At 64.7% G+C, this 18,963-nt stretch carries 19 protein-coding genes; 1 reads left to right on the top strand and 18 read right to left on the bottom strand.

Translation table 11 applies throughout. The annotated features are described in order from the left end of the window. The first annotated feature begins 4 nt into the window (after positions 1–4). Positions 5–2,017 (top strand): capsule polysaccharide biogenesis protein, encoded by a 2,013-nt coding sequence (locus OKQ63_RS05185; protein ID WP_264212897.1) that lies wholly within the window; start codon positions 5–7, stop codon positions 2,015–2,017. A gap of 65 nt (positions 2,018–2,082) precedes the next feature. Here OKQ63_RS05185 and ribD read toward each other — a convergent pair whose 3' ends face one another. The 18 genes from ribD to OKQ63_RS05095 form a co-directional block, all read right to left on the bottom strand. Further along, positions 2,083–3,159 carry a bifunctional diaminohydroxyphosphoribosylaminopyrimidine deaminase/5-amino-6-(5-phosphoribosylamino)uracil reductase RibD gene (gene ribD / locus OKQ63_RS05180; RefSeq protein ID WP_264213879.1) on the bottom strand — a complete coding sequence of 359 codons (1,077 nt, stop codon included), beginning with the start codon at positions 3,157–3,159 and terminating at the stop codon, positions 2,083–2,085. Between the two features lie 20 nt (positions 3,160–3,179). Then, the gene (nrdR, locus tag OKQ63_RS05175; RefSeq protein WP_058284344.1) at positions 3,180–3,647 is read right to left on the bottom strand and encodes a transcriptional regulator NrdR; all 468 of its coding nucleotides are present in this window, start codon (positions 3,645–3,647) and stop codon (positions 3,180–3,182) included. 122 nt (positions 3,648–3,769) lie between these two features. Continuing rightward, positions 3,770–4,186 carry a secondary thiamine-phosphate synthase enzyme YjbQ gene (locus OKQ63_RS05170; RefSeq protein ID WP_264212896.1) on the bottom strand — a complete coding sequence of 139 codons (417 nt, stop codon included), beginning with the start codon at positions 4,184–4,186 and terminating at the stop codon, positions 3,770–3,772. 46 nt (positions 4,187–4,232) lie between these two features. Continuing rightward, positions 4,233–4,658, bottom strand: a complete 426-nt coding sequence (locus tag OKQ63_RS05165) for a hypothetical protein (protein WP_264212895.1) — start codon at positions 4,656–4,658, stop codon at positions 4,233–4,235. A 48-nt stretch (positions 4,659–4,706) separates the two neighbouring features. After that, positions 4,707–5,102 (bottom strand): hypothetical protein, encoded by a 396-nt coding sequence (locus OKQ63_RS05160; RefSeq protein ID WP_264212894.1) that lies wholly within the window; start codon positions 5,100–5,102, stop codon positions 4,707–4,709. 216 nt (positions 5,103–5,318) lie between these two features. Beyond that, on the bottom strand, positions 5,319–5,720 hold the full coding sequence (locus OKQ63_RS05155) for a hypothetical protein (protein ID WP_264212893.1): 402 nt from the start codon (positions 5,718–5,720) through the stop codon (positions 5,319–5,321). A gap of 105 nt (positions 5,721–5,825) precedes the next feature. Next, positions 5,826–6,122: a hypothetical protein gene (locus tag OKQ63_RS05150; RefSeq protein ID WP_264212892.1), complete on the bottom strand. Its 297-nt coding sequence runs from the start codon at positions 6,120–6,122 to the stop codon at positions 5,826–5,828. 86 nt (positions 6,123–6,208) lie between these two features. Then, on the bottom strand, positions 6,209–6,754 hold the full coding sequence (locus OKQ63_RS05145) for a DUF4166 domain-containing protein (protein ID WP_264212891.1): 546 nt from the start codon (positions 6,752–6,754) through the stop codon (positions 6,209–6,211). Beyond that, positions 6,751–7,182: a thiol-disulfide oxidoreductase DCC family protein gene (locus OKQ63_RS05140; protein ID WP_264212890.1), complete on the bottom strand. Its 432-nt coding sequence runs from the start codon at positions 7,180–7,182 to the stop codon at positions 6,751–6,753. The genes OKQ63_RS05145 and OKQ63_RS05140 overlap by 4 nt, the downstream gene beginning before the upstream one ends. 3 nt (positions 7,183–7,185) lie before the next feature. Next, positions 7,186–7,551 carry a hypothetical protein gene (locus OKQ63_RS05135; RefSeq protein ID WP_264212889.1) on the bottom strand — a complete coding sequence of 122 codons (366 nt, stop codon included), beginning with the start codon at positions 7,549–7,551 and terminating at the stop codon, positions 7,186–7,188. Between the two features lie 46 nt (positions 7,552–7,597). Then, positions 7,598–9,583: an RNA polymerase sigma factor RpoD gene (rpoD, locus tag OKQ63_RS05130; protein ID WP_264212888.1), complete on the bottom strand. Its 1,986-nt coding sequence runs from the start codon at positions 9,581–9,583 to the stop codon at positions 7,598–7,600. A gap of 134 nt (positions 9,584–9,717) precedes the next feature. Continuing rightward, the gene (gene dnaG / locus OKQ63_RS05125; RefSeq protein ID WP_264212887.1) at positions 9,718–11,715 is read right to left on the bottom strand and encodes a DNA primase; all 1,998 of its coding nucleotides are present in this window, start codon (positions 11,713–11,715) and stop codon (positions 9,718–9,720) included. A 1-nt stretch (position 11,716) separates the two neighbouring features. Continuing rightward, positions 11,717–12,055, bottom strand: coding sequence for a hypothetical protein (locus OKQ63_RS05120; protein ID WP_264212886.1), 339 nt, complete (start codon positions 12,053–12,055; stop codon positions 11,717–11,719). Between the two features lie 36 nt (positions 12,056–12,091). Further along, positions 12,092–12,637, bottom strand: coding sequence for a sarcosine oxidase subunit gamma (locus OKQ63_RS05115; protein WP_264212885.1), 546 nt, complete (start codon positions 12,635–12,637; stop codon positions 12,092–12,094). Further along, entirely contained in the window at positions 12,630–15,575 is a 2,946-nt protein-coding gene (locus tag OKQ63_RS05110; protein ID WP_264212884.1) for a sarcosine oxidase subunit alpha family protein, read from the bottom strand. Before OKQ63_RS05110 ends, OKQ63_RS05115 begins: the two co-directional genes overlap by 8 nt. Next, positions 15,572–15,841: a sarcosine oxidase subunit delta gene (locus OKQ63_RS05105; protein ID WP_264212883.1), complete on the bottom strand. Its 270-nt coding sequence runs from the start codon at positions 15,839–15,841 to the stop codon at positions 15,572–15,574. Before OKQ63_RS05105 ends, OKQ63_RS05110 begins: the two co-directional genes overlap by 4 nt. Positions 15,842–15,931: 90 nt before the next feature. Next, entirely contained in the window at positions 15,932–17,185 is a 1,254-nt protein-coding gene (locus OKQ63_RS05100; protein ID WP_264212882.1) for a sarcosine oxidase subunit beta family protein, read from the bottom strand. 270 nt (positions 17,186–17,455) lie between these two features. Then, a complete protein-coding gene (locus tag OKQ63_RS05095; protein WP_264212881.1) occupies positions 17,456–18,886 on the bottom strand; it encodes a Glu/Leu/Phe/Val family dehydrogenase in 1,431 nt (476 codons plus the stop codon). Positions 18,887–18,963: the final 77 nt, after the last annotated feature.

Genomic DNA, 18,963 nt, shown 5'->3' with positions numbered 1-18,963 from the left:
CAGCATGCGCCTGAGTACAGGCCAGCAGGAAGCCGGGAGCGATGCGTCCCGGCTTTTTGTATACAACGGCGGCTTTCTGACCCAGCGCCGGGTGCGGCGGATCCTGCAGCTGGCCGGCTATGATATCCGGCTGGGCCTGCCGCGGCCGCAGGATCTGGTCGGCATCTGGGGCGCCTCCCCCACTGCGCACCGGGGCCTTGCGGTGGCAAAGCGGCGCGGCTGCGGGCTGCTCAGGGCAGAGGATGCGTTTCTGCGCTCGCTCCATCCCGGGCGCGCCGGCGAGCCGCCCGCAGGGCTGCTGCTGGACCGGGCCGGCGTGCATTTCGATGCCGCCACGCCCTCGGATCTGGAACAGCTTCTGGCCGGCCATCCGCTGGATGACGCCGATCTGATGCGCCGGGCGCGCGATGCCATTGCCCGCCTCAAGGCTGCGCATCTCAGCAAGTACAACGCCTTTGACCCTGAGAGCCCGGTGCCGGAGCCCGGCTATGTGCTGGTGGCGGATCAGGCGCGGAACGATGCCTCCGTCACTGCGTCGCGCGCCGACCGGGCGCGGTTTCTGGAAATGCTGGCCTTTGCCCAGGAGGAACACCCCGGCGCGCGGGTGCTGATCAAAACCCACCCCGAGACATTGCGCGGCTACCGGGCGGGCTATTACGGCGCCGGGGATGCGCAGGGGCGGGTCGAGCTGTTCACCGCCAGCGTCTCGCCCTGGGCGCTGCTGGAGGGCGCGGTGGGCGTCTACACCGTCTCCTCGCAGCTGGGGTTCGAGGCCATCCTGGCCGGCCACAGGCCGCGGGTTTTCGGCCAGCCGTTTTATGCGGGCTGGGGGCTGAGTGTTGACGACGCGCCGCCTGCGCGCCGACAGCGGCGGCTGACGCGGGCGCAGCTGTTTGCCGCGGCAATGATCCTCTATCCGAAGTGGTACGATCCGTTCCGTGATGAACTGTGCGGGCTGGAAACGGTGCTGGACAACCTGGAGGCGCGGGTGCGGGCCTGGCGGCAGGACCACGGCGGCTGGTCAGCCTCGGGCATGCGGATGTGGAAGCGCAAACCGCTGCAGAAGTTCTTTGGCTCCGAAAAGCGGGTGGCGTTCACCGGCGATCCCGCAAAGGCGGATAAGGGCGGCCGCCGCCGGATGGTCTGGGCCGGCAGGGCAAGCGAGGCGCATGCCGGCGCGGTCAGGGTGGAGGACGGTTTTCTGCGCTCGCGCGGTCTGGGCGCGGAACTGGTGCCGCCGCTGTCGCTGGTGACCGACACCCGCGGGATCTACTACGACCCGCGCCAGCCGTCGGATCTCGATACGCTGATCGCTCGCCGCGCGGAGATGACCCAGGCCGAGGAATTGCGGGCCGAACGCCTGGTGCGGTCCCTGGTTCGGGACGGCGTCTCGAAATACAATCTCGGCGGCACTGCCCCTGCCCTTCCCGAAGGCCATCGGATTCTGGTGCCGGGCCAGGTGGAGGACGATGCCTCAATTCTTTGCGGCGCTGCAGAGGTTCGGACCAACCTGGACCTTCTGCGCGCCGCGCGGAAAGCCAACCCGGACGCGGTGATCATCTACAAGCCGCACCCCGATGTGGAGGCCGGCCTGCGCAAGGGCGGCATTGCGGCAGAGGGGCTGGCGGATGCTGTGGCACCCCATACGGATCCGATGGCGTTGCTTGGCGAGGTGCAGGAGGTCTGGACAATGACCTCTCTGCTGGGCTTCGAGGCACTCTTGCGCGGTATCCCGGTGACGACGCTGGGAACCCCGTTCTATGCCGGCTGGGGCCTGACTGCGGACCTGGCACCGGTACCGCCCTGGCGGCGGGCGCCGGTGCCGCTCTTGGGCCTGGCCCATGCGGCGCTGATCGACTACCCGCGCTATTTCGATCCCGTCACGGGCCAGCCCTGCCCGGCAGAAGTGGCGGTGATGCGCTTGCGCGAGGGCCGCCTGCCGCATCCTGGGCTCGGCAACAGGCTGCTGTCCAAGCTGCAGGGTCTGTTTGCCACCTACGCCCATCTCTGGCGCTGACCGCCACCAGTTGCGCTGCAGCGCCAGGCGGGAAAACTCCGCTCAACCAAAAAGCGCAAAGCGTATCAGCGCAGCGCGCGGGTCCAGCGGTGCAGGATGTCCTTGCCGATGGGCCGGGTTTCAACCAGCTCGAAGCGCGGTGCTTCCTCCAGCCGCCCGATGCCGAGCGCGCCGATCGACGGCAGCCCTTCGGCGCCGATGCCGAGCCCGGCTGTGAAGCCGATCAGCTCATCCACCAGATCAAACGCCAGAAGCGACGCTGCCAGCGCGCTGCCGCCTTCGCAGAACACGCGGGTAAGGCCCGCTGCCCCGAGCTGCTGCAGCACATCCGCCGCGTCCAGCTGCACCCCGTGCGAGGCACAGGGGATCAGCCTGGCGCCCAGCCCTTCCCAGGCCTGAATCCGCTCATGATCGGCGCCGTGGCCATGGCACAGCCAGACCGGAACCTGCCTGGCGGTGCGGGCCAACTGGCCCATCAGCGGCAGGTCCAGATGGCGCGAAATAACCACCCGCACGGGCTGGTGCTCCACCCCCAGATCACGCACCGTCAGCGACGGGTCATCGGCGCGGGCGGTGCCGCCGCCGACCATCACCGCGTCATGGCGCGCGCGCATCGCATGCACGGCGCGGCGCGCCTTCCGGCCGGTGATCCATTTGCTTTGCCCGGAGCCGGTGGCAATCCGCCCGTCGAAACTGCTGGCCAGTTTCAGCGTCACCAGCGGGCGGCCCTGCTCGGTCTTCAGGAAGAACCCGGCATGGTCACGCGCGGCCTGTGCAGCCCAGACGCCGGAAACCACTTCGACACCGGCATCGCGCAGCATCTGGAAGCCCTGGCCTGACACCCGCGGATCGCTGTCTTCGATAGCGGCCACGACGCGCGCCACACCAGCATCGATCAGTGCCCGGGAACAGGGCGGCGTCTTGCCCTGGTGCGCGCATGGTTCCAAGGTCACATAGGCGGTGGCGCCGCGCGCAGTTTCACCCGCCTGCGCCAGCGCTTCGGTTTCGGCATGCGGGCGCCCGCCCGGCCTGGTCCAGCCGCGGCCGGCGATACGCCCATCGCGCACGATGACACAGCCCACCGCCGGGTTCGGCCAGCAGTTGCCCTGCCCGCGCCGCCCAAGGGACAGCGCCAGCGCCATGAAACGGTGATCAGCGTCCATTATTCTTCCGGTGCTGCTGGCGGGCGCAGTTCATGGACAAAGTCCTCGAAATCATCGGCTGCCTGGAAGTTCTTGTAGACGCTGGCAAAGCGCACATAGGCGACGGTGTCGATCCGGGCCAGCGCCTCCATCACGATCTCGCCGATCTTCTTGGAGGGGATGTCGGTCTCGCCCATGCTTTCCAGCCGCCGCACGATGCCCGAGATCATCTGGTCGATGCGCTCCGGCTCGATCGGGCGTTTCTGCATCGAGATGCGGATCGAGCGTTCCAGCTTGTCGCGGTCGAAATCCTCGCGCTTGCCGTTGGTCTTGATCACCACCAGATCGCGCAGCTGCACCCGCTCATAGGTGGTGAAACGGCCGCCGCAAGCCGGGCAGAACCGGCGCCGCCGGATCGAAACATGATCTTCGGCGGGACGTGAATCCTTGACCTGTGTGTCGATATTTCCGCAAAATGGGCAGCGCATCCGCCTGCTCCCTCAATCCTGTCAGTCTGTTTTTAGTGCCGGGATCCGCCCGGTTATCCACAACTATAGGCGACCCTCCAGAATTTGGGTAGAGGTGATTTCCCGCCGCTAGATAAAGAGGTTCACCCCAGGTGTGCTGCCACCTTGCGCCGGTGCGGGGCATCGCGGTGCTCAAACAGGTAAATGCCTTGCCAGGTGCCCAGCACCGGCGCGCCTCCTGTCACCGGGATGGACAGGCTCACCGGCATCATTGCCGCCTTGATATGGGCCGGCATATCGTCCGGGCCTTCGTAGGTGTGGCGCAAGTAGGCCATGGACGGATGGTTCGAGGGCGGCACCAGCCGGGCAAAAAACGCCCGCAGGTCGGTCTGCACGTCGGGGTCGGCATTTTCCTGGATCAGCAGCGAACAGGAGGTGTGGCGGACAAACAGCGTCAGCAGCCCGTCCCGCTGGCCGCTGCCTGCCGCCCAAGCCCGCACGCTGCCGGTGAATTCATAAAGCCCCTGACCGCGCGTCGGAATGGTGAACTCTTGATGCATGAGGCAGTTCTGGCCGAAACTGCCCGGCCAGACAAGCCGCAAGGCATTACCAGCGCCAGAGATCCCTGCCGGGCAAACGGTCATAGCAATAGGTCTGTGCCGAAGAAACCATCAGGTTGTCGCCCGCCTCGCGCACATTTAGAGATATGCTGGCGGATCTGTCCGGGACACCCGGCGGCAGGCCGAAGGCAAATTGCACCGCCTTGCGCCCGGGGCGGTTGACCGAAGGCCCTACCCCGCGCCACACATAGATCCGCTGGTTCACCGGCGCCCGCAGCTGGCGGATGGCAAAATCGCCGATACCGCACCAGTAGTCCTGCGCGCCGGAACCGACCCTGGCAACCACCTCCCAGACGCCTTCTGACACCGGCAGCACCTCATGCCGGTTCATTGCCCGCCAGGCTGACCCCGCATCGGGCAGAAGAAGAAGCGCGCCGGCCAGGCCGGCCAATACAGCATTTCGTGCGGTCATCTGTTTCTCCTTCCGTTTCCGGCAGCCTGGAGCCAGGCTGCCGCCGGATCAGGGTTTCCCCGGCAGCCTGTGGCAGTAGTCATACGCCCGCTGAACGCTCATGCTTTGGCCGGCCTGCAGGCTGTTGATATTGCCATGGATTGCCGCCGGAGCCAAATCCGCATTCAGGGTGAACTGCACCGCCGACACCCGGCCGGTTGTTGCACTACGCCCCAGGCCGCGGGTGATAAACAGATCTGCCGTCCATGGCGCTGCCAGGACCCGCTGCGCGTGATCCGCCGCGGCGCACCAGAAGAATCGGCCGCTCGCGATTTTGGGCACGACTTCAAAAACATCCTGCGAGACGGCATTGATATGCGCCGCCCGGCGGTCATTCCAGGCCGCTGCTGTTTCCGGCAGCGCAAGGGCAAAGGCGAGGGTGAGGACACTTGCCGAGGCTTTCATTTCAGACCCCTTTCAGACTTGATTGCACTGCCCGGCAGACAGGTATCCGAAAGGGTAGGGAGAATTGACACACAAGCGAGTCACAGTGCCGTGCGCTGCCCGCGCAGCAAAACGCTTCCTCGTGACGGACTTCGCCCCGCCCCGGGGCCCGCCGCCGGCAGCCGCCAGCACGCCAGAGTTCCGCCATTTCTGCCTATTCAGACCGCTCCCGGCTTTTTACAGCACCGGTTCGTTCACGCAGTAGCCATAGCCCTGCTGCACCGACATGCTGTCACCCGGCCGGAAGCCCAGCGACAGCCAGCCGGTTTTTGCGGGCACCCCTGCCCTCTCCGGGTAAAGAGTGAACTGCACCGAGGAACGGCGCCCGGTGGTCACGCTCACGTCCCGGCCGCGCACCACATAAAAACGATCGGTCCAACCCGCACCCAGCTCGCGGCGGGCATATTCCGCTGCGGCGCACCAGTAATCCCAGGTTCCGCCAGCCCCGCGGGGCACCACCTCATAAACCGTTTCGCTGACCGGCAGAACCCGCACGCCCCGGCTGGTGGTGAAGGCACCGGCCGTCGCGGGAAGGGCGGTGAGACACACCAGGCCCAGCGCAGAAATATAGTTTTTCATTCGGAAATATCCCTTTGCTTGCTTCAACATAGGGATAGCCTGCGCCTGCTCCAAGTGGCGCAGGCCGGATTTGCTGCAGCCTCTCGCAGATGTGTTGGGACCGCCTCAGGCCCGCGCCGGAAACGGGATGATCTCGGCACTCTCCTGCTGCAGGCTCAGCACATCCTCCAGGATGGCCAGTGCCGCGGCATTCGGGGCGGTGCCAGTGTCCGGGTGGAACCTGGCCCGCGCCTGCCTGCGCAGCATGTCCTTGGTCCCGGCACCGTCCATCTGCTTCAGCTCCTCACCCTGTCTGGCCAGCGCTTCAACCATGAACTGGTTGGCTGTCACCAGATCATTGAGCGACCGGAGCTTGTCCGTCAGCGCGGCAAGCGCCTCGTTCAGATCGGTATGTGCAGGCATTTTCTTCCCCCCGGAAGGCGTGAACGGCAATGACTGCAATTTTAGGGAGTGCCGCCGCGCCGGACAACGGCAGGGTTAGCAAATGGTTAACGCCTGAGATCCAGCTCCGGCAGCACGAGATACCCACTGTAGCGCACCAGCAGGCCGATGCGCGGCAGGCTGGCGGAGATGTCGAAGCCGAGATGCCCCTCCGGGGTTTCATATTCCATTGCAGCGCTTTGCGGGCACAGCGCAGCAGGCAGCGGCAGGCCGAACAGCCGCGCCTTTTCCACCGAGACCACCAGCGCGCCTTGCTGTGCCGTGGCGGTCAGCTCCAATTCTATGGGTCCGAAGCGCTCCACCGCCCTGCCCTTCCCGGGATCGAACCGCAGATGCGAACGGGTCCGGTACTTGCCGAAAATGCGCTGCCAGATGTGGCCGCCGCCCTGCGGGGCGACCTCCAGCCGGAAGCGGGTTCGCGGCATCGGCGGCGGAAAGCCTGCCAGACCAGCCAGCAGCCGCGCCCAGCGGCTGCCGCCCTCGACCGTGACCAGTCCCTGGCTGCGCACCGGCGGCTGGCCATGGAACCGCAGCAGGGCTGGCGGCACCTCAAGCTGTTGCGCCGCAATGATTTCGCCAAAGGCGTCCCTCATGCGCCATATCCCCCGTCGGCGAAGCGGGCGCGGAGCTCCGGACCGGGGATCATGCAGCTGTCAAAGCGGCCGAACAGCCGGTAGCGGTTGCGGGCGATGCTGAAATAGAGCGCGTCCTTCAGCCATCCCGGCAGGAACCGGCACAGCGACAGCAGAGGCCACGGCCAGGGCAGCGCCCGCATCGCCGCTGCAAAGGCATCGAGCCGCTGATGGGTGCACCCATTGACGATCACCAGATTGGTCTCGAAGTTCTCCGTGGGCAGCCCGTGCTGGCGGTAAAGCTGCTGCCCCAGCGGCGATTGCGCGGTGGCAAAGGCAAACCGTCCCGCCCGGTCACGGCGCAGCATGAAGCGGAAAAAGCCGGAGCACAGCACGCATTCGCCGTCGAAGACGATGAGGTTGGTATTTGTTTGCAGGGAGTTTCCCACCGCTCATTGTCTCTTGCAGGCAATCACTTTATCGACTGCAACCGCATTCCAATCAAACGCCAAAACACGCCCCTGCTCTGCTCTCAGGCCGGGCCAACCGCCGTGCTTTTCTAGAGCTTTCGGCGATGGCTTTATCTCTCCTGACCTTAAACTCTGTTGATCCACTACAACAGTTGCAACGTCGGGAAGTTTCGCCCGCTCACAGATCGCCCGTACCATATCGAGAGAAGCCCCCAGCAATCTGTGCTCTCCTTTACGTCCAATCATTTCTGCCAAGTCTCCGTATGATACAAAAACCTTGTCAGTTGATTGCCGCAGCTTGACGTATTCAGAGAAAATTCGATTTGCCCAATACTCGTTCGTCGCCATTGATCCCTCGCAGATAAAAAAGGCGCCCCGCGGGGCGCCCTCCAAATTACTGATCCAGGAAGCTGCGCAGCTTGCGGCTGCGGCTGGGGTGCTTCAGTTTCCGCAAGGCCTTCGCCTCGATCTGGCGGATCCGTTCGCGGGTCACGCTGAACTGCTGGCCGACTTCTTCCAGCGTGTGGTCGGTGTTCATGCCGATGCCGAAGCGCATCCGCAGGACCCGCTCCTCGCGCGGGGTGAGCGAGGCCAGAACGCGGGTGGTGGTTTCCTTGAGGTTTTCCTGAATGGCGCTGTCGAGCGGCAGCACGGCATTCTTGTCTTCGATGAAATCGCCCAGCTGCGAATCTTCCTCGTCCCCGATCGGGGTTTCGAGGCTGATCGGCTCCTTGGCGATCTTCATCACCTTGCGGACCTTCTCCAGCGGCATCTGCAGCTTGTCGGCCAGCTCCTCCGGGGTCGGCTCGCGGCCGATCTCGTGCAGCATCTGGCGGCCGGTGCGGACCAGCTTGTTGATGGTCTCGATCATGTGCACGGGGATACGGATGGTGCGGGCCTGGTCGGCAATCGACCGGGTGATCGCCTGGCGGATCCACCAGGTCGCATAGGTCGAGAACTTGTAGCCGCGGCGGTACTCGAACTTGTCCACCGCCTTCATCAGGCCAATGTTGCCCTCCTGGATCAGGTCCAGGAACTGCAGGCCGCGGTTGGTGTATTTCTTGGCGATCGAGATCACCAGGCGCAGGTTGGCCTCGACCATTTCCTTCTTGGCCTGGCGGGCTTCTTTCTCGCCCTTCTGAACCTGCTGAACGATGCGGCGGAATTCGGAGATGTCGAGACCGACATACTGGCCCACCTGGGCCATGTCGGCGCGCAGCTCCTCGACCTTGTCGGTGGAGCGTTCGATGAACATCTGCCAGCCCCGGCCCGGCTTTTCGCCCATTTCCGCCAGCCAGTTCGGGTCCAGCTCACGGCCTCGGTAAGCGTCCACAAATTCGCGGCGGTTGATACGGGCCTGGTCGGCCAGTTTGACCATCGAGCTGTCAATCTGCATCACCCGGCGGTTGATGCCGTAAAGCTGGTCGATCAGCGCTTCGATACGGTTGTTGTGCAGGTGCAGCCCGTTCACCAGCTGCACGATTTCCGAGCGCAGCGACTGGTAAGTCGCCTCGTCCTGGGTGCTGAAGGAGCCGTCCTCGTTCAAAGTCGCGGAAATCCGGCTGTCCTGCATCTCGGAAAGCTGGGCAAAGTCCGTCGAGATCCGCTCCAGCGTGGTCAGCACCCGGTCCTTGAGCGCCGCTTCCATCGCCGCCAGCGACATGTTGGCCTGATCATCCTCGTCATCGTCGTCATCGCTGGAAATCGGGTTGCCGTCAGCGTCCAGTTCCGGGCCTTCGTCCTTGACCGGCTTGGCGGGCTGCACAGCGGAGGTATCGACAACCGGCTCTTCCGCTTCGCCGTCTTCATCAAGCTGGTTGCCGAAGGTGGCCTCCAGATCGATGACGTCGCGCAGCAGGATGTCCTCGGACAGAAGTTCGTCATGCCAGATGGTGATCGCCTGGAAGGTCAGCGGGCTTTCGCAAAGCCCCGCGATCATGGTGTTGCGGCCGGCTTCAATGCGCTTCGCGATCGCAATCTCGCCTTCGCGGCTCAGCAGCTCGACCGAGCCCATCTCGCGCAGGTACATGCGCACCGGATCGTCGGTGCGGTCCAGCTTTTCAGTCTGGGCGCCGGCTAGGGCAACCTCGCGCGGGCCTTCGGTGGTCACAAGGTCGGTGGTGCCCTTGTTCTCTTCCTCCTCGGCCTCTTCGTCCTCGATGATGTTGATGCCCATCTCGCTGAGCATCGACATCACGTCTTCGATCTGTTCCGAGCTGACCTGATCCGGCGGCAGAACCTGATTGAGCTGATCGTAGGTGATGTAGCCTTTTTCGCGGGCTTCCGCGATCATCTTCTTGACCTGAGTCTGGCTCATGTCGAGGGAGATTTCGGCGTCCTGATCGTCAGGTTTGCGGTCGTCGGTGTCTTTGGCGGCCATTCATTGCTCCTACTCAGGGGCTGCGGGGCGATTCGAATCACGCGAATCATTAGCGCGATTCCCTGATTCGTCACCCCGTTTACCCAATTTTCCTGTGCTCTTCCTTAGCAAAACGCAGAATCCGGCGATCTGCGTCACTTCTCGGAAAAGCCGATCCGGTCCAAAAGGGCGCCAAAGGCATCGCGCTCATCCCGGTTGAGCCGTGCGCCATTCTTGCCCACATCATACTGCGCCTGGTCCTCATTCTCGCTGCGCACCGCTTTGTTCTTGGCCTCGGCGGCCTGCCGCAGACGCCAGGTCAGCGCCTCATCGGCAAGGCCGTCCAAATCCTCTTCGGCTTCTGCCAGTTCCGCGTCCAACCCGCGCCGCGCTTCGAGTTTTGCGAATTCCTCGGCCAGGGTCATGCTGGCCAGTTCGGTATCACCGGGTTTGCGCAGGCAGGGGATAATTGCGACATGGCGAAGGCCAAACAGGTTTTCAAGGGCCTGAGGCCCCAAAGACCAGTCGATTTCCTCACGCAGGCGCTCCGGCGCGTCGATGCCGTGGCGCAGCACCATATCACGCAGCACCGCCAGGTCCGGGTCGGCGCATTGCAGGCGCTCCAGGCTGGTTTCGAAATCCGGGATCACTGCCGGCGTAATGATCGCCGTGGCCAGGATCACCGCCTCGCGCATCGCCGCAAAATATTCGTCATCTGCACCCGCCACCAGCGAAGCACGGGTGGTTGCGCGCGGCTGCGGGATCGGACCAAAGCCCTTGCCCGGCTTCCAGGGCGTGCGGGACCCGTCGCGGAAGCCGCCGCCGCGGGTGCCACGCTGCTGGAAACTGCTGCCGCCGCCGCCCCGGTTGCCGCGGAACAGCTGCCAGCGCATCTCCTTGATGTCGTCGCCGTAATGCTTGCGGATCGACGGGTCGCGGATCAGCTTGATCTTTTCGCGCAGGCTTTTGTCCAGGGCCGCCTTGCGCTCAGGACTGTCGAACACCTTGCCTTCGGTCTCGCGCTGCCACAGCAGCCTGACCATCGGCATCGCCTGATCCAGCACCGCCTGCACCGCCTGCGGGCCTTCGCTGCGGATCATGTCGTCTGGGTCTTTGCCCTCGGGCATGATGGCAAAGCGCAGGGACTTGCCCGCCTCCAGCAGCGGCAGCGCCAGGTCGATCAGCCGCATGGCGGCGCGCAGCCCTGCGGTGTCGCCGTCCAGCGCAATGACCGGCTCGTCCGACATCCGCCACAGCATCTGCAGCTGGTTTTCGGTGATTGCAGTACCCAGCGGCGCAACGGAGGACTGGAAGCCGCCTTCGGCCAGCGCGATCACGTCCATGTACCCTTCGGCCACGACCAGCGTGGAGCCCCGCCCCGAGGCTGCCCGTGCCGGCCCGTGGTTATAAAGGCTGCGGCCCTTGTCGAACAGCTCGGTCTCGGGCGAGTTCAGGTATTTGGCATTGTCGTTCGGGTCCATCGCACGGCCGCCAAAAGCAATTGCCCGGCCGCGCGCATCGCGGATCGGGAACATGATCCGGTTGCGGAAGGTGTCATAAGGTTTGCCGCCCTTGCTGGAGGGCTTGGCGAGGCCCGCCCCGATGATCAGATCCTCGGGCACGTTCTTGCCGCGCAAGCCGTCCCACAGGTTCTGCCAGCCGTCGGGGGCAAATCCGATCTCCCAGCGGTCCAGCGCCGGCGGCGCCAGGCCGCGGCGCTGCAGATAGGCGCGGGCGTCCTGCGCGGCATTGGTTTTCAGCTGCAGGCGGAAGAACTGCACCGCCTGCTCCATCACGTCTGCCAGCAGCGTCCGGCGGTCCTGCTTCTCCTGCGCGCGGGGATCGCGCTTGGGCATTTCCATGCCCGCCTCGCCCGCCAGGATCTCCACTGCCTCCATGAAACCGACATTCTCGGTCTCCTGGACAAACTTCAGCGCGTCGCCCTTGGCGTGGCAGCCGAAGCAGTAATAGAAGCCCTTCCGGTCCTCGACGTGGAAGGACGCGGTCTTTTCGTGGTGGAAGGGGCATGGCCCCCAAAAGTCGCCCTTGCCCGGCTGCGACTTGCGCTGGTCCCACATGACTTTGCGCCCGACAACATCAGAAATGCTGATGCGGGTGCGCAGTTCATCGAGAAAGCCGGGCGGCAGGGACATGTCAGTTCGACTTCAGCTGTTTCTGCATCGCCTGGATCTGATCCCAGTTCTGCAGGCACTGCTGTTCGAACAATGCGCCAAGGTCGGCGTCCTTCAGGTCGCGCCGCTTCATCGCGTAAACGTGGTCCGTCAGCTGCGGGATCGCCTTGGAATAGGCTTCGGGCCATTCCGGACCGCTGTCCAGAATCGCCTGCTCCACCTCTTCCTGCTTCACCCGGTCCAGCCGCGCCTGCTGCACTGCGGCCATGACCTGGCCCTGGTATTTGCAGCTTTCTTCCTTGGTTTCAGAAGCATAGGCCGGAGCCGCCAGCAAGGCGGCTGCAAGGGCGATGCGGATCATAGATGCGCTCCGGGAATCAGTTGGTGATCCCGAAGATTACCCCCGCGCCGCGACAGCTTCCATCGCTGTTTTCAAATCATGCACAAGTGTCTTCGCCATCGAGCGGAACACCATGATCTGAAACGCCTGCGGGCCAACGCGCGTGACCGACGCCATCATGTGCTTCAGTTCAGTGCGCACCGTGTGGCCGCGCTTGAACACCTGGCCGCGCAGATCCACCGGCACCAGACGCGCCAGCACATTTTCGGCCTCTGCTCCGTCCAATCGCACGACGGCCCAGGCATCGCTTTGATCCGTCAGAGCCGCATGTTTGGCCAGACCGGCATCGGGCACAGGCCCCATCAGCAGCGCCATGCCGCGGCCAAACCAGACAGCCCGGCTGCCCGCCTTGCCGGTGGCGCGGTTCGGTGCCGGAAACGCCATGCCATGGGCGGCCTCCAGCGCCTTGCTGAGCACCTTCTGCTCACCCTTGAAGGGCGCCACGGCCCATATTGCACCAGGATGCTCCTCGGTCAGGCTCATGCCGCCGATGGTTGCCGGCAGCAGCCCCTCGCAGGGGCTTTTTGCAATCAGGTCAGCCACGGACACGCTCTCCTTCGGGGTCAAGGAACACAGGGGAAACAATCTCGCACAGGGTATCGACGCCGCGCATGTGATCAACCAGTCGCACGGTCTCGCCGATCCGGTCAGGCCCTTCCTTCAGGAAGGCAAGGCCGATCGGATGCCCCAGCGTCGGCGAGTAGCCGGCCGAGGTCACATAGCCCTGGTCATAGATCCGCTCCACCGGGTCGCCCGGCGTGAACAGATGCGCACCGGCGGTGATCTCTTTCGCCGCACCAACGGGTTTCAGGCCGACCAGACGCATCCGGTCCTCGGCCATAAGCCCCTCCCGGGTGGACATGGCTTTGCCCAGGAAGTCCTTCTTCTTGGACATCATCCCCTGAAGACCCAGATCAAAGGCGGTCACCGTGCCGTTGATCTCGGCATGGGTAATCAGGCCCTTCTCGATCCGCAGCACATTGAGCGCCTCCATGCCATAGGCACCGCCGCCCATCGCCTCGGCCCGCTTCAGCAGCTCACGGTACAGGCTCCCGCCATAGCGCGCAGGCACGGCGAGTTCATACGCATGCTCGCCCGAGAAGGAGATCCGGAACAGCCGCCCCTTGACGCTCAGCACGGTCGCCTCGCCGCAGCCCATGAAGGGCCAGGTCTCAGCGTTCACATCCTCGTCCAGCAGGCCGTTCAGCAGCTCCTGCGACTTCGGCCCCGCAACGGCAAACTGCGCCCATTGCTCGGTCACCGAGGTAAACCGCACGTCCCATTCCGGGCGCAGCACCTGGGACACGTACTCCATATGCGCCATCACCTGCCCCGCCGCGGCAGTCGTGGTGGTCATGACATAGTGGCTATCCCCCAGCCGCGCGGTGGTGCCGTCGTCCATGACGAAGCCATCCTCGCGCAGCATCAGCCCATAGCGGACCTTGCCGACCTTCAGCGTGCTGAAGGTGTTGGTGTAGAGGAAATCCAGGAACTTGCCCGCGTCCGCGCCCTGAATGTCGATCTTGCCCAGGGTGGAGACATCGCAGATGCCCACCGCCTTGCGCACCAGTGTGACCTCCCGGTCGCAGGACTGGCGCCAATTGGTCTCGCCCGGTTTCGGATAATAGGCGGCTCGGTACCACAGGCCCACTTCCAGCTGATGCGCGCCGCGCGCCTCGCTCTCGGCGTGCGAGGTCAGGAAGCGCTGCGGCTTGAACCCCTCATCGGTGGCCCCTGCCCCCATTGCACCGATGGACACCGGCACAAACGGCGGGCGGAAGGTGGTGGTGCCGGTCTCGGGGATTGTCCGGCCGGTCGCATCGGCCAGCACAGCCAAGGCGGCAACGTTGGAGTTCTTGCCCTGATCGGTCGCCATCCCTTGAGTGGTATAGCGCTTCATATGCTCGACCGAGCGGAAGTTCTCCACCGCGGCCTGCTTCACATCCTTGACGGTGACGTCGTTCTGGAAGTCGAGCCAGGCGCGCCCCTTGCCCGGCACCGCCCACAATGCGGCGATACGGTAGGGATCGTCCTCCGCCTGCGGCAGATCAGCGGCGGCGGATTTCAAGCCCAGCGCCTCCAGCACCTTGGCCGCGGCCTCTGCGCCTTCACGCAGCGCACCCGCGGTGGAGAAGGTGCCATTGCAGGCGCCCGCAGTAACCATGCCCGGCACCGCGCCCTCGGCGGGCACAAAGGCCAGCGCCTCGCGGTTCCACGCCGGACGGCTGTTCAAATGGCAGGTCAGATGCACCGAGGGGTTCCAGCCGCCGGACACCGCCAGGCAGTCGGTCTGGATCTTCTCCTCGCCCTTGACCGAGCGCACGGTGATGCTCTCGATCCGCTGACGGCCCGCAGAGCCGCAAACCTGCGCGCCCTTGATCACCTGATACGGCCCGCCATCCGGCGCCTCGTGGCGGCTGTCGATCACTGCCGCGATATGCACGCCGGCATCATGCAGGTCGCGCGCGGTTTGGTGCGCCTGGTCGTTGTTGGCAAAGACAGTGACCCGCTCGCCCGGCGCCACGCCCCAGCGGTTCAGATAGGCGCGCACGGCGCCCGCCATCATGATGCCCGGACGGTCGTTGTTGCGGAAAGCCACCGGGCGCTCGATCGCGCCCGCCGCCAGCACCGCATGCCTGGCCGCAATCCGCCAGAAGCATTCGCGCGGCAAATGGCTGCCCTTCAGGGAATGGCGGCGCGGCAGGTGGTGCGAGACCCGCTCCAGCGCTCCGAAAGTGCCCTGGTCATAGGCGCCGGTGACGGCGGTGCGGGTCATCAGCCGCACATTGCCCATGCCCTCCAGTTCGGCCAGCACCTCTGCGGCCCACTCATGGCCCGGCCTGCCGCCGATTTCCTCGCGCTCTGCCAGCAGGCGGCCGCCCATGCGGCTGTCTTCCTCCGCCAGGATCACATCCGCCCCGGCCCGGCCTGCCGTCAGCGCAGCCATCAGACCCGCAGGGCCCGAGCCGATCACCAGCACGTCGCAGAAGGCAAAGGCTTTCTCATAGCGATCCTGGTCCGCCTCGCCGGACAGCGCGCCCAAACCGGCGGCATTGCGGATCAGCGGCTCATAAACCTTTTCCCAGAACGCCGCCGGCCACATGAAGGTCTTGTAGTAGAACCCCGCGCCAAAGAACGGCGCCGCCAGATCGTTCAGCGCCATCACGTCGCGCTCGACCGACGGCCAGCAGTTCTGGCTGCGCGCCTCCAGCCCTTCGAACAGCTCCTGCTGGGTGGCCCGCACATTAGGATCCTGCTGGCCGCCGGTGCCGATGGTGACCAGCGCGTTCGGCTCCTCGCTGCCCGCGGTCAGCACCCCGCGCGGGCGGTGATACTTGAACGAGCGCCCCACCAGATGCACATCATTGGCCAGCAAAGCCGAGGCCAGTGTATCGCCCTCCAGCCCCATCATATGACGGCCATTGAAGGCGAAAGTGACCGGCTTGGCGCCCTGGTTCAGCCCTTTTCCGGGAAGTCTCATGTCTCGCCTCCCAGTCCGGCCTCGGAGGCCAGCCGCACGGCCAGAACCTCATGGCTCGCAGTATCGCGGGTGACCTGCAGCCAGGCATTGCAGCCCATCTCGTGATACCACAGCTCGTCCAGCGGCCCCGCAGGGTTCTGCCGCAGGTTCACATACTCATGCCAGGCATCCAGATCCGCGTCCTCTGCCGGGCGCACAAGAGCAGCGCCTTTGTAATAAAATTCGCGGCGGTCCCGTTCACCGCAGAGCGGACAGGCAATCCTCATGGCCAGCGCCCTTTCATCTTTGCAAAAACACTCCGGGGGTGAGGCCGCAAGGCCGAGGGGGCAGCGCCCCCTGCCGCGGCCGGCGGCACATCAGTGCAGGTTATGCTGCGCACCGGTCCCCTCCTCATCCATCAGGCCGACGCCGCTGCGGAAACGGTCGAGCTTCAATTTCGTGGCCGCCCCGTGCGGGCGGTCGGTGGCGATCAGATGGGCATAGACATGCCCCGACCCCGGCGTCGCCTTGAAGCCGCCATAGCACCAGCCGCAGTTCAGATAGAGCCCGTCAACCGGCGAATGGTCGATGATCGGCGAGCCATCCGGCGTCATGTCCATGATGCCGCCCCAGCTGCGCAAGAGCCGCGCCTTGCTGACCGCCGGCACCATCGCCACGAAGCTCTCCATCGTGTGCTCCGCCATCGGCAGGTTCCCGCGCGCCGCATAAGAGCTGTAGAAGTCCAAATAGCTGCCGAAGACCAGCCCGCCCTTGTCCGACTGGCTGATGTACAGGTGCCCTTCGGCGAAGGTGATCACGTGGTCCACGATCGGCTTCAGCCCTTCCGACACAAACGCCTGCAGAACGTGGCTTTCGATCGGCAGGGTGAGGCCCGCCATCGCCGCTACCTGGCCGGAGCGGCCCGCGGCGGCCAGCGCCACTTTCTTGGCCCGGATCGGGCCGCGCGCGGTCTGCACGCCGACCACCTTGCCGCCTTCAACGTCAATGCCGGTCACTTCGCAGTTCTGGATCAGGTCCACCCCGCGCATGTCGGCGCCGCGGGCATAGCCCCAGGCCACCGCATCATGGCGCGCGGTGCCGGCCCGGCGCTGCATCAGCCCGCCCATGATGGGGAAACGGTTGTTATCGAAGTTCAGGAACGGCGCCAGCTTGCGCACCTGCTCGCGGCTCAGCAGTTCCGCATCATCGCCCTGGTTGACAATGGAATTGCCCCGGCGCACCGCCGCGTCGCGCTGGCCGTCATTGTGGAACAGGTTGATGATGCCGCGCTGGGACATCATCGCGTTGTAGTTCAGGTCCTGCTCCAACCCCTCCCACAGTTTCAGCGAGTGCGAATAGAACTCCGAGTTGCCCGGCAAGTAATAGTTGGCCCGCACGATGGTGGTGTTGCGCCCCACGCTGCCGCCGCCCAAGTAGCCCTTTTCCAGCACCGCGACATTGGTGATGCCGTGTTCCTTGGCCAGGTAATACGCCGTCGCCAGCCCGTGGCCGCCGCCGCCGATGATCACCACGTCATATTCGGATTTGGGCTCAGGGTCCCGCCAATGGGGCTTCCACCCCTTGTTTCCGGTGAGCCCCTCCCGGAGCACACGCCAGCCCGAAAACCGCATGCTGTCCCTCCCCGTCAAATCACTTGTCCGCGCCCGGAAAATCTGTGGCCCGGGCCTTGGCGGCATTGCTACCCGCTTTCGCCTGCCGCTCCTAGCCCAAAGGCTCAATTAGCGGCACATCAGCACGGCTTTGCTGCAATTCACATGAACTGATCACTTGTGTCTAGTGCCAATTGCGACAGCAGGTGACGTATTGTGCGCCGGGTCGAAAAAGAACGGGGCAGAGAGTTTCCCCTCCGCCCCGGCGGTTCCTTCAGGCCTTGCGCCAGGTCATAGACCCTTGGCGTGATAGCTCTTGGCGACCTTGTCGATGGACACCAGATAGGCAGCGGTGCGCAGGTCGGTCACGTCATCGCGGCTGTGCCAGACTTCGCGCATCGACTGATAGGCTACCCGCATGGTGTCATCGAGACCGGAGCGCACCAGTTCCAGCTCGCCCGCGCCCTTCAGGTACTTGTCCTTGAAGTTCGGCGACATCGACCAGGTATCCCCCATCACGTCGTCCAGGCGCTGCAGCTCATCGATCACCAGCTGGTGGCGCGCCTCTTCCTGGCGGCGCTGCATCCGGCCGAAACGGATGTGGGAAAGGTTCTTCACCCACTCGAAGTAGGACACCGTCACACCGCCTGCGTTGGCATACATGTCGGGAATGATCACGGTGCCCCTCTTGCGCAGGACGTCATCCGCGCCGGCTGTTACCGGGCCGTTTGCCGCCTCGATGACCAGCGGCGCCTTGATGCGTTCGGCGTTCGACAGGTTGATCACCCCTTCCAATGCCGCCGGGATCAGGATGTCGCACTCTTCCTCCAGCAGCACCGCGCCGTTCTCGACAAACTGCGCGTCCGGATAGCCGGACACGCCGCCATGTTTGACAATCCAGTTGCGCACCGCCTCCACATCCAGACCACCAGGGTTCAGCAAACCGCCATCCCTTTCGATGATGCCGATGATCCGCGCGCCGTCTTCCTCGGACAGAAACTTGGCCGCGTGGTAGCCCACGTTGCCGAGCCCCTGAACAATGATCCGCTTGCCATCAAGCTGCCCGGTGAGGCCTGCTTCCACCATGTCGTCCTTGTGGCGGAAGAATTCCTGCAGCGCGTACTGCACGCCGCGGCCTGTGGCCTCGACCCGGCCGGCAATGCCGCCGGCATTCAGCGGCTTGCCGGTGACGCAGGCCTTTGCGTTGATATCGGTGGTGTTCATCCGCGCGTACTGGTCAGCAATCCAGGCCATTTCACGCTCGCCGGTGCCCATGTCGGGCGCGGGCACGTTCTGCGAGGGATGGATCAGGTCGCGCTTGGCCAGTTCATAGGCAAAGCGGCGGGTGATCAGCTCCAGTTCATGTTCATCATATTCGCGCGGGTCGATGCAAAGCCCGCCCTTGGAGCCGCCGAACGGGGCCTCCACCAGGGCGCACTTGTAGGTCATCAGCGCCGCCAGCGCCTCGACCTCGTCCTGGTTCACGCCGATGGCATAGCGGATACCGCCCTTGACCGGCTCCATGTGTTCGGAATGAACCGAGCGATAGCCGGTGAACGTATGCATGGAGCCGCGCAGGCGCACCCCGAACCGAACCGTGTAGGTGGCATTGCAGACCCGGATTTTCTCCTCCAGCCCCGGCGGCAGATCCATCAGGGACACGGCCCGGTTAAACATCAGGTCCACGCTCTCGCGGAAGCTCGGCTCTGTGCGGCTGCTCATCTAAAATCTTCTCCGTGCTCAAACATCGACTCGCTGCCGATGATGCCTTAACTCTATGCAGAGATGTTTAAGGAGTG

Origin of the sequence: Leisingera thetidis, from assembly GCF_025857195.1 — a bacterium.
In the GTDB taxonomy this organism is placed as follows: domain Bacteria; phylum Pseudomonadota; class Alphaproteobacteria; order Rhodobacterales; family Rhodobacteraceae; genus Leisingera; species Leisingera thetidis.
Note: the sequence above shows the minus strand (reverse complement) of the source record. Positions and strands in the feature narration are given on the sequence as shown.

Coding starts and splice junctions, on each gene's coding strand:
- OKQ63_RS05185 (WP_264212897.1), top strand. CDS start 5: ATGCGCCTGAGTACAGGCCAGCAGGAAGCCGGGAGCGATGCGTCCCGG.
- ribD (WP_264213879.1), bottom strand. CDS start 3,159: ATGGCGCTGGCGCTGTCCCTTGGGCGGCGCGGGCAGGGCAACTGCTGG.
- nrdR (WP_058284344.1), bottom strand. CDS start 3,647: ATGCGCTGCCCATTTTGCGGAAATATCGACACACAGGTCAAGGATTCA.
- OKQ63_RS05170 (WP_264212896.1), bottom strand. CDS start 4,186: ATGCATCAAGAGTTCACCATTCCGACGCGCGGTCAGGGGCTTTATGAA.
- OKQ63_RS05165 (WP_264212895.1), bottom strand. CDS start 4,658: ATGACCGCACGAAATGCTGTATTGGCCGGCCTGGCCGGCGCGCTTCTT.
- OKQ63_RS05160 (WP_264212894.1), bottom strand. CDS start 5,102: ATGAAAGCCTCGGCAAGTGTCCTCACCCTCGCCTTTGCCCTTGCGCTG.
- OKQ63_RS05155 (WP_264212893.1), bottom strand. CDS start 5,720: ATGAAAAACTATATTTCTGCGCTGGGCCTGGTGTGTCTCACCGCCCTT.
- OKQ63_RS05150 (WP_264212892.1), bottom strand. CDS start 6,122: ATGCCTGCACATACCGATCTGAACGAGGCGCTTGCCGCGCTGACGGAC.
- OKQ63_RS05145 (WP_264212891.1), bottom strand. CDS start 6,754: ATGAGGGACGCCTTTGGCGAAATCATTGCGGCGCAACAGCTTGAGGTG.
- OKQ63_RS05135 (WP_264212889.1), bottom strand. CDS start 7,551: ATGGCGACGAACGAGTATTGGGCAAATCGAATTTTCTCTGAATACGTC.
- rpoD (WP_264212888.1), bottom strand. CDS start 9,583: ATGGCCGCCAAAGACACCGACGACCGCAAACCTGACGATCAGGACGCC.
- dnaG (WP_264212887.1), bottom strand. CDS start 11,715: ATGTCCCTGCCGCCCGGCTTTCTCGATGAACTGCGCACCCGCATCAGC.
- OKQ63_RS05120 (WP_264212886.1), bottom strand. CDS start 12,055: ATGATCCGCATCGCCCTTGCAGCCGCCTTGCTGGCGGCTCCGGCCTAT.
- OKQ63_RS05110 (WP_264212884.1), bottom strand. CDS start 15,575: ATGAGACTTCCCGGAAAAGGGCTGAACCAGGGCGCCAAGCCGGTCACT.
- OKQ63_RS05105 (WP_264212883.1), bottom strand. CDS start 15,841: ATGAGGATTGCCTGTCCGCTCTGCGGTGAACGGGACCGCCGCGAATTT.
- OKQ63_RS05100 (WP_264212882.1), bottom strand. CDS start 17,185: ATGCGGTTTTCGGGCTGGCGTGTGCTCCGGGAGGGGCTCACCGGAAAC.
- OKQ63_RS05095 (WP_264212881.1), bottom strand. CDS start 18,886: ATGAGCAGCCGCACAGAGCCGAGCTTCCGCGAGAGCGTGGACCTGATG.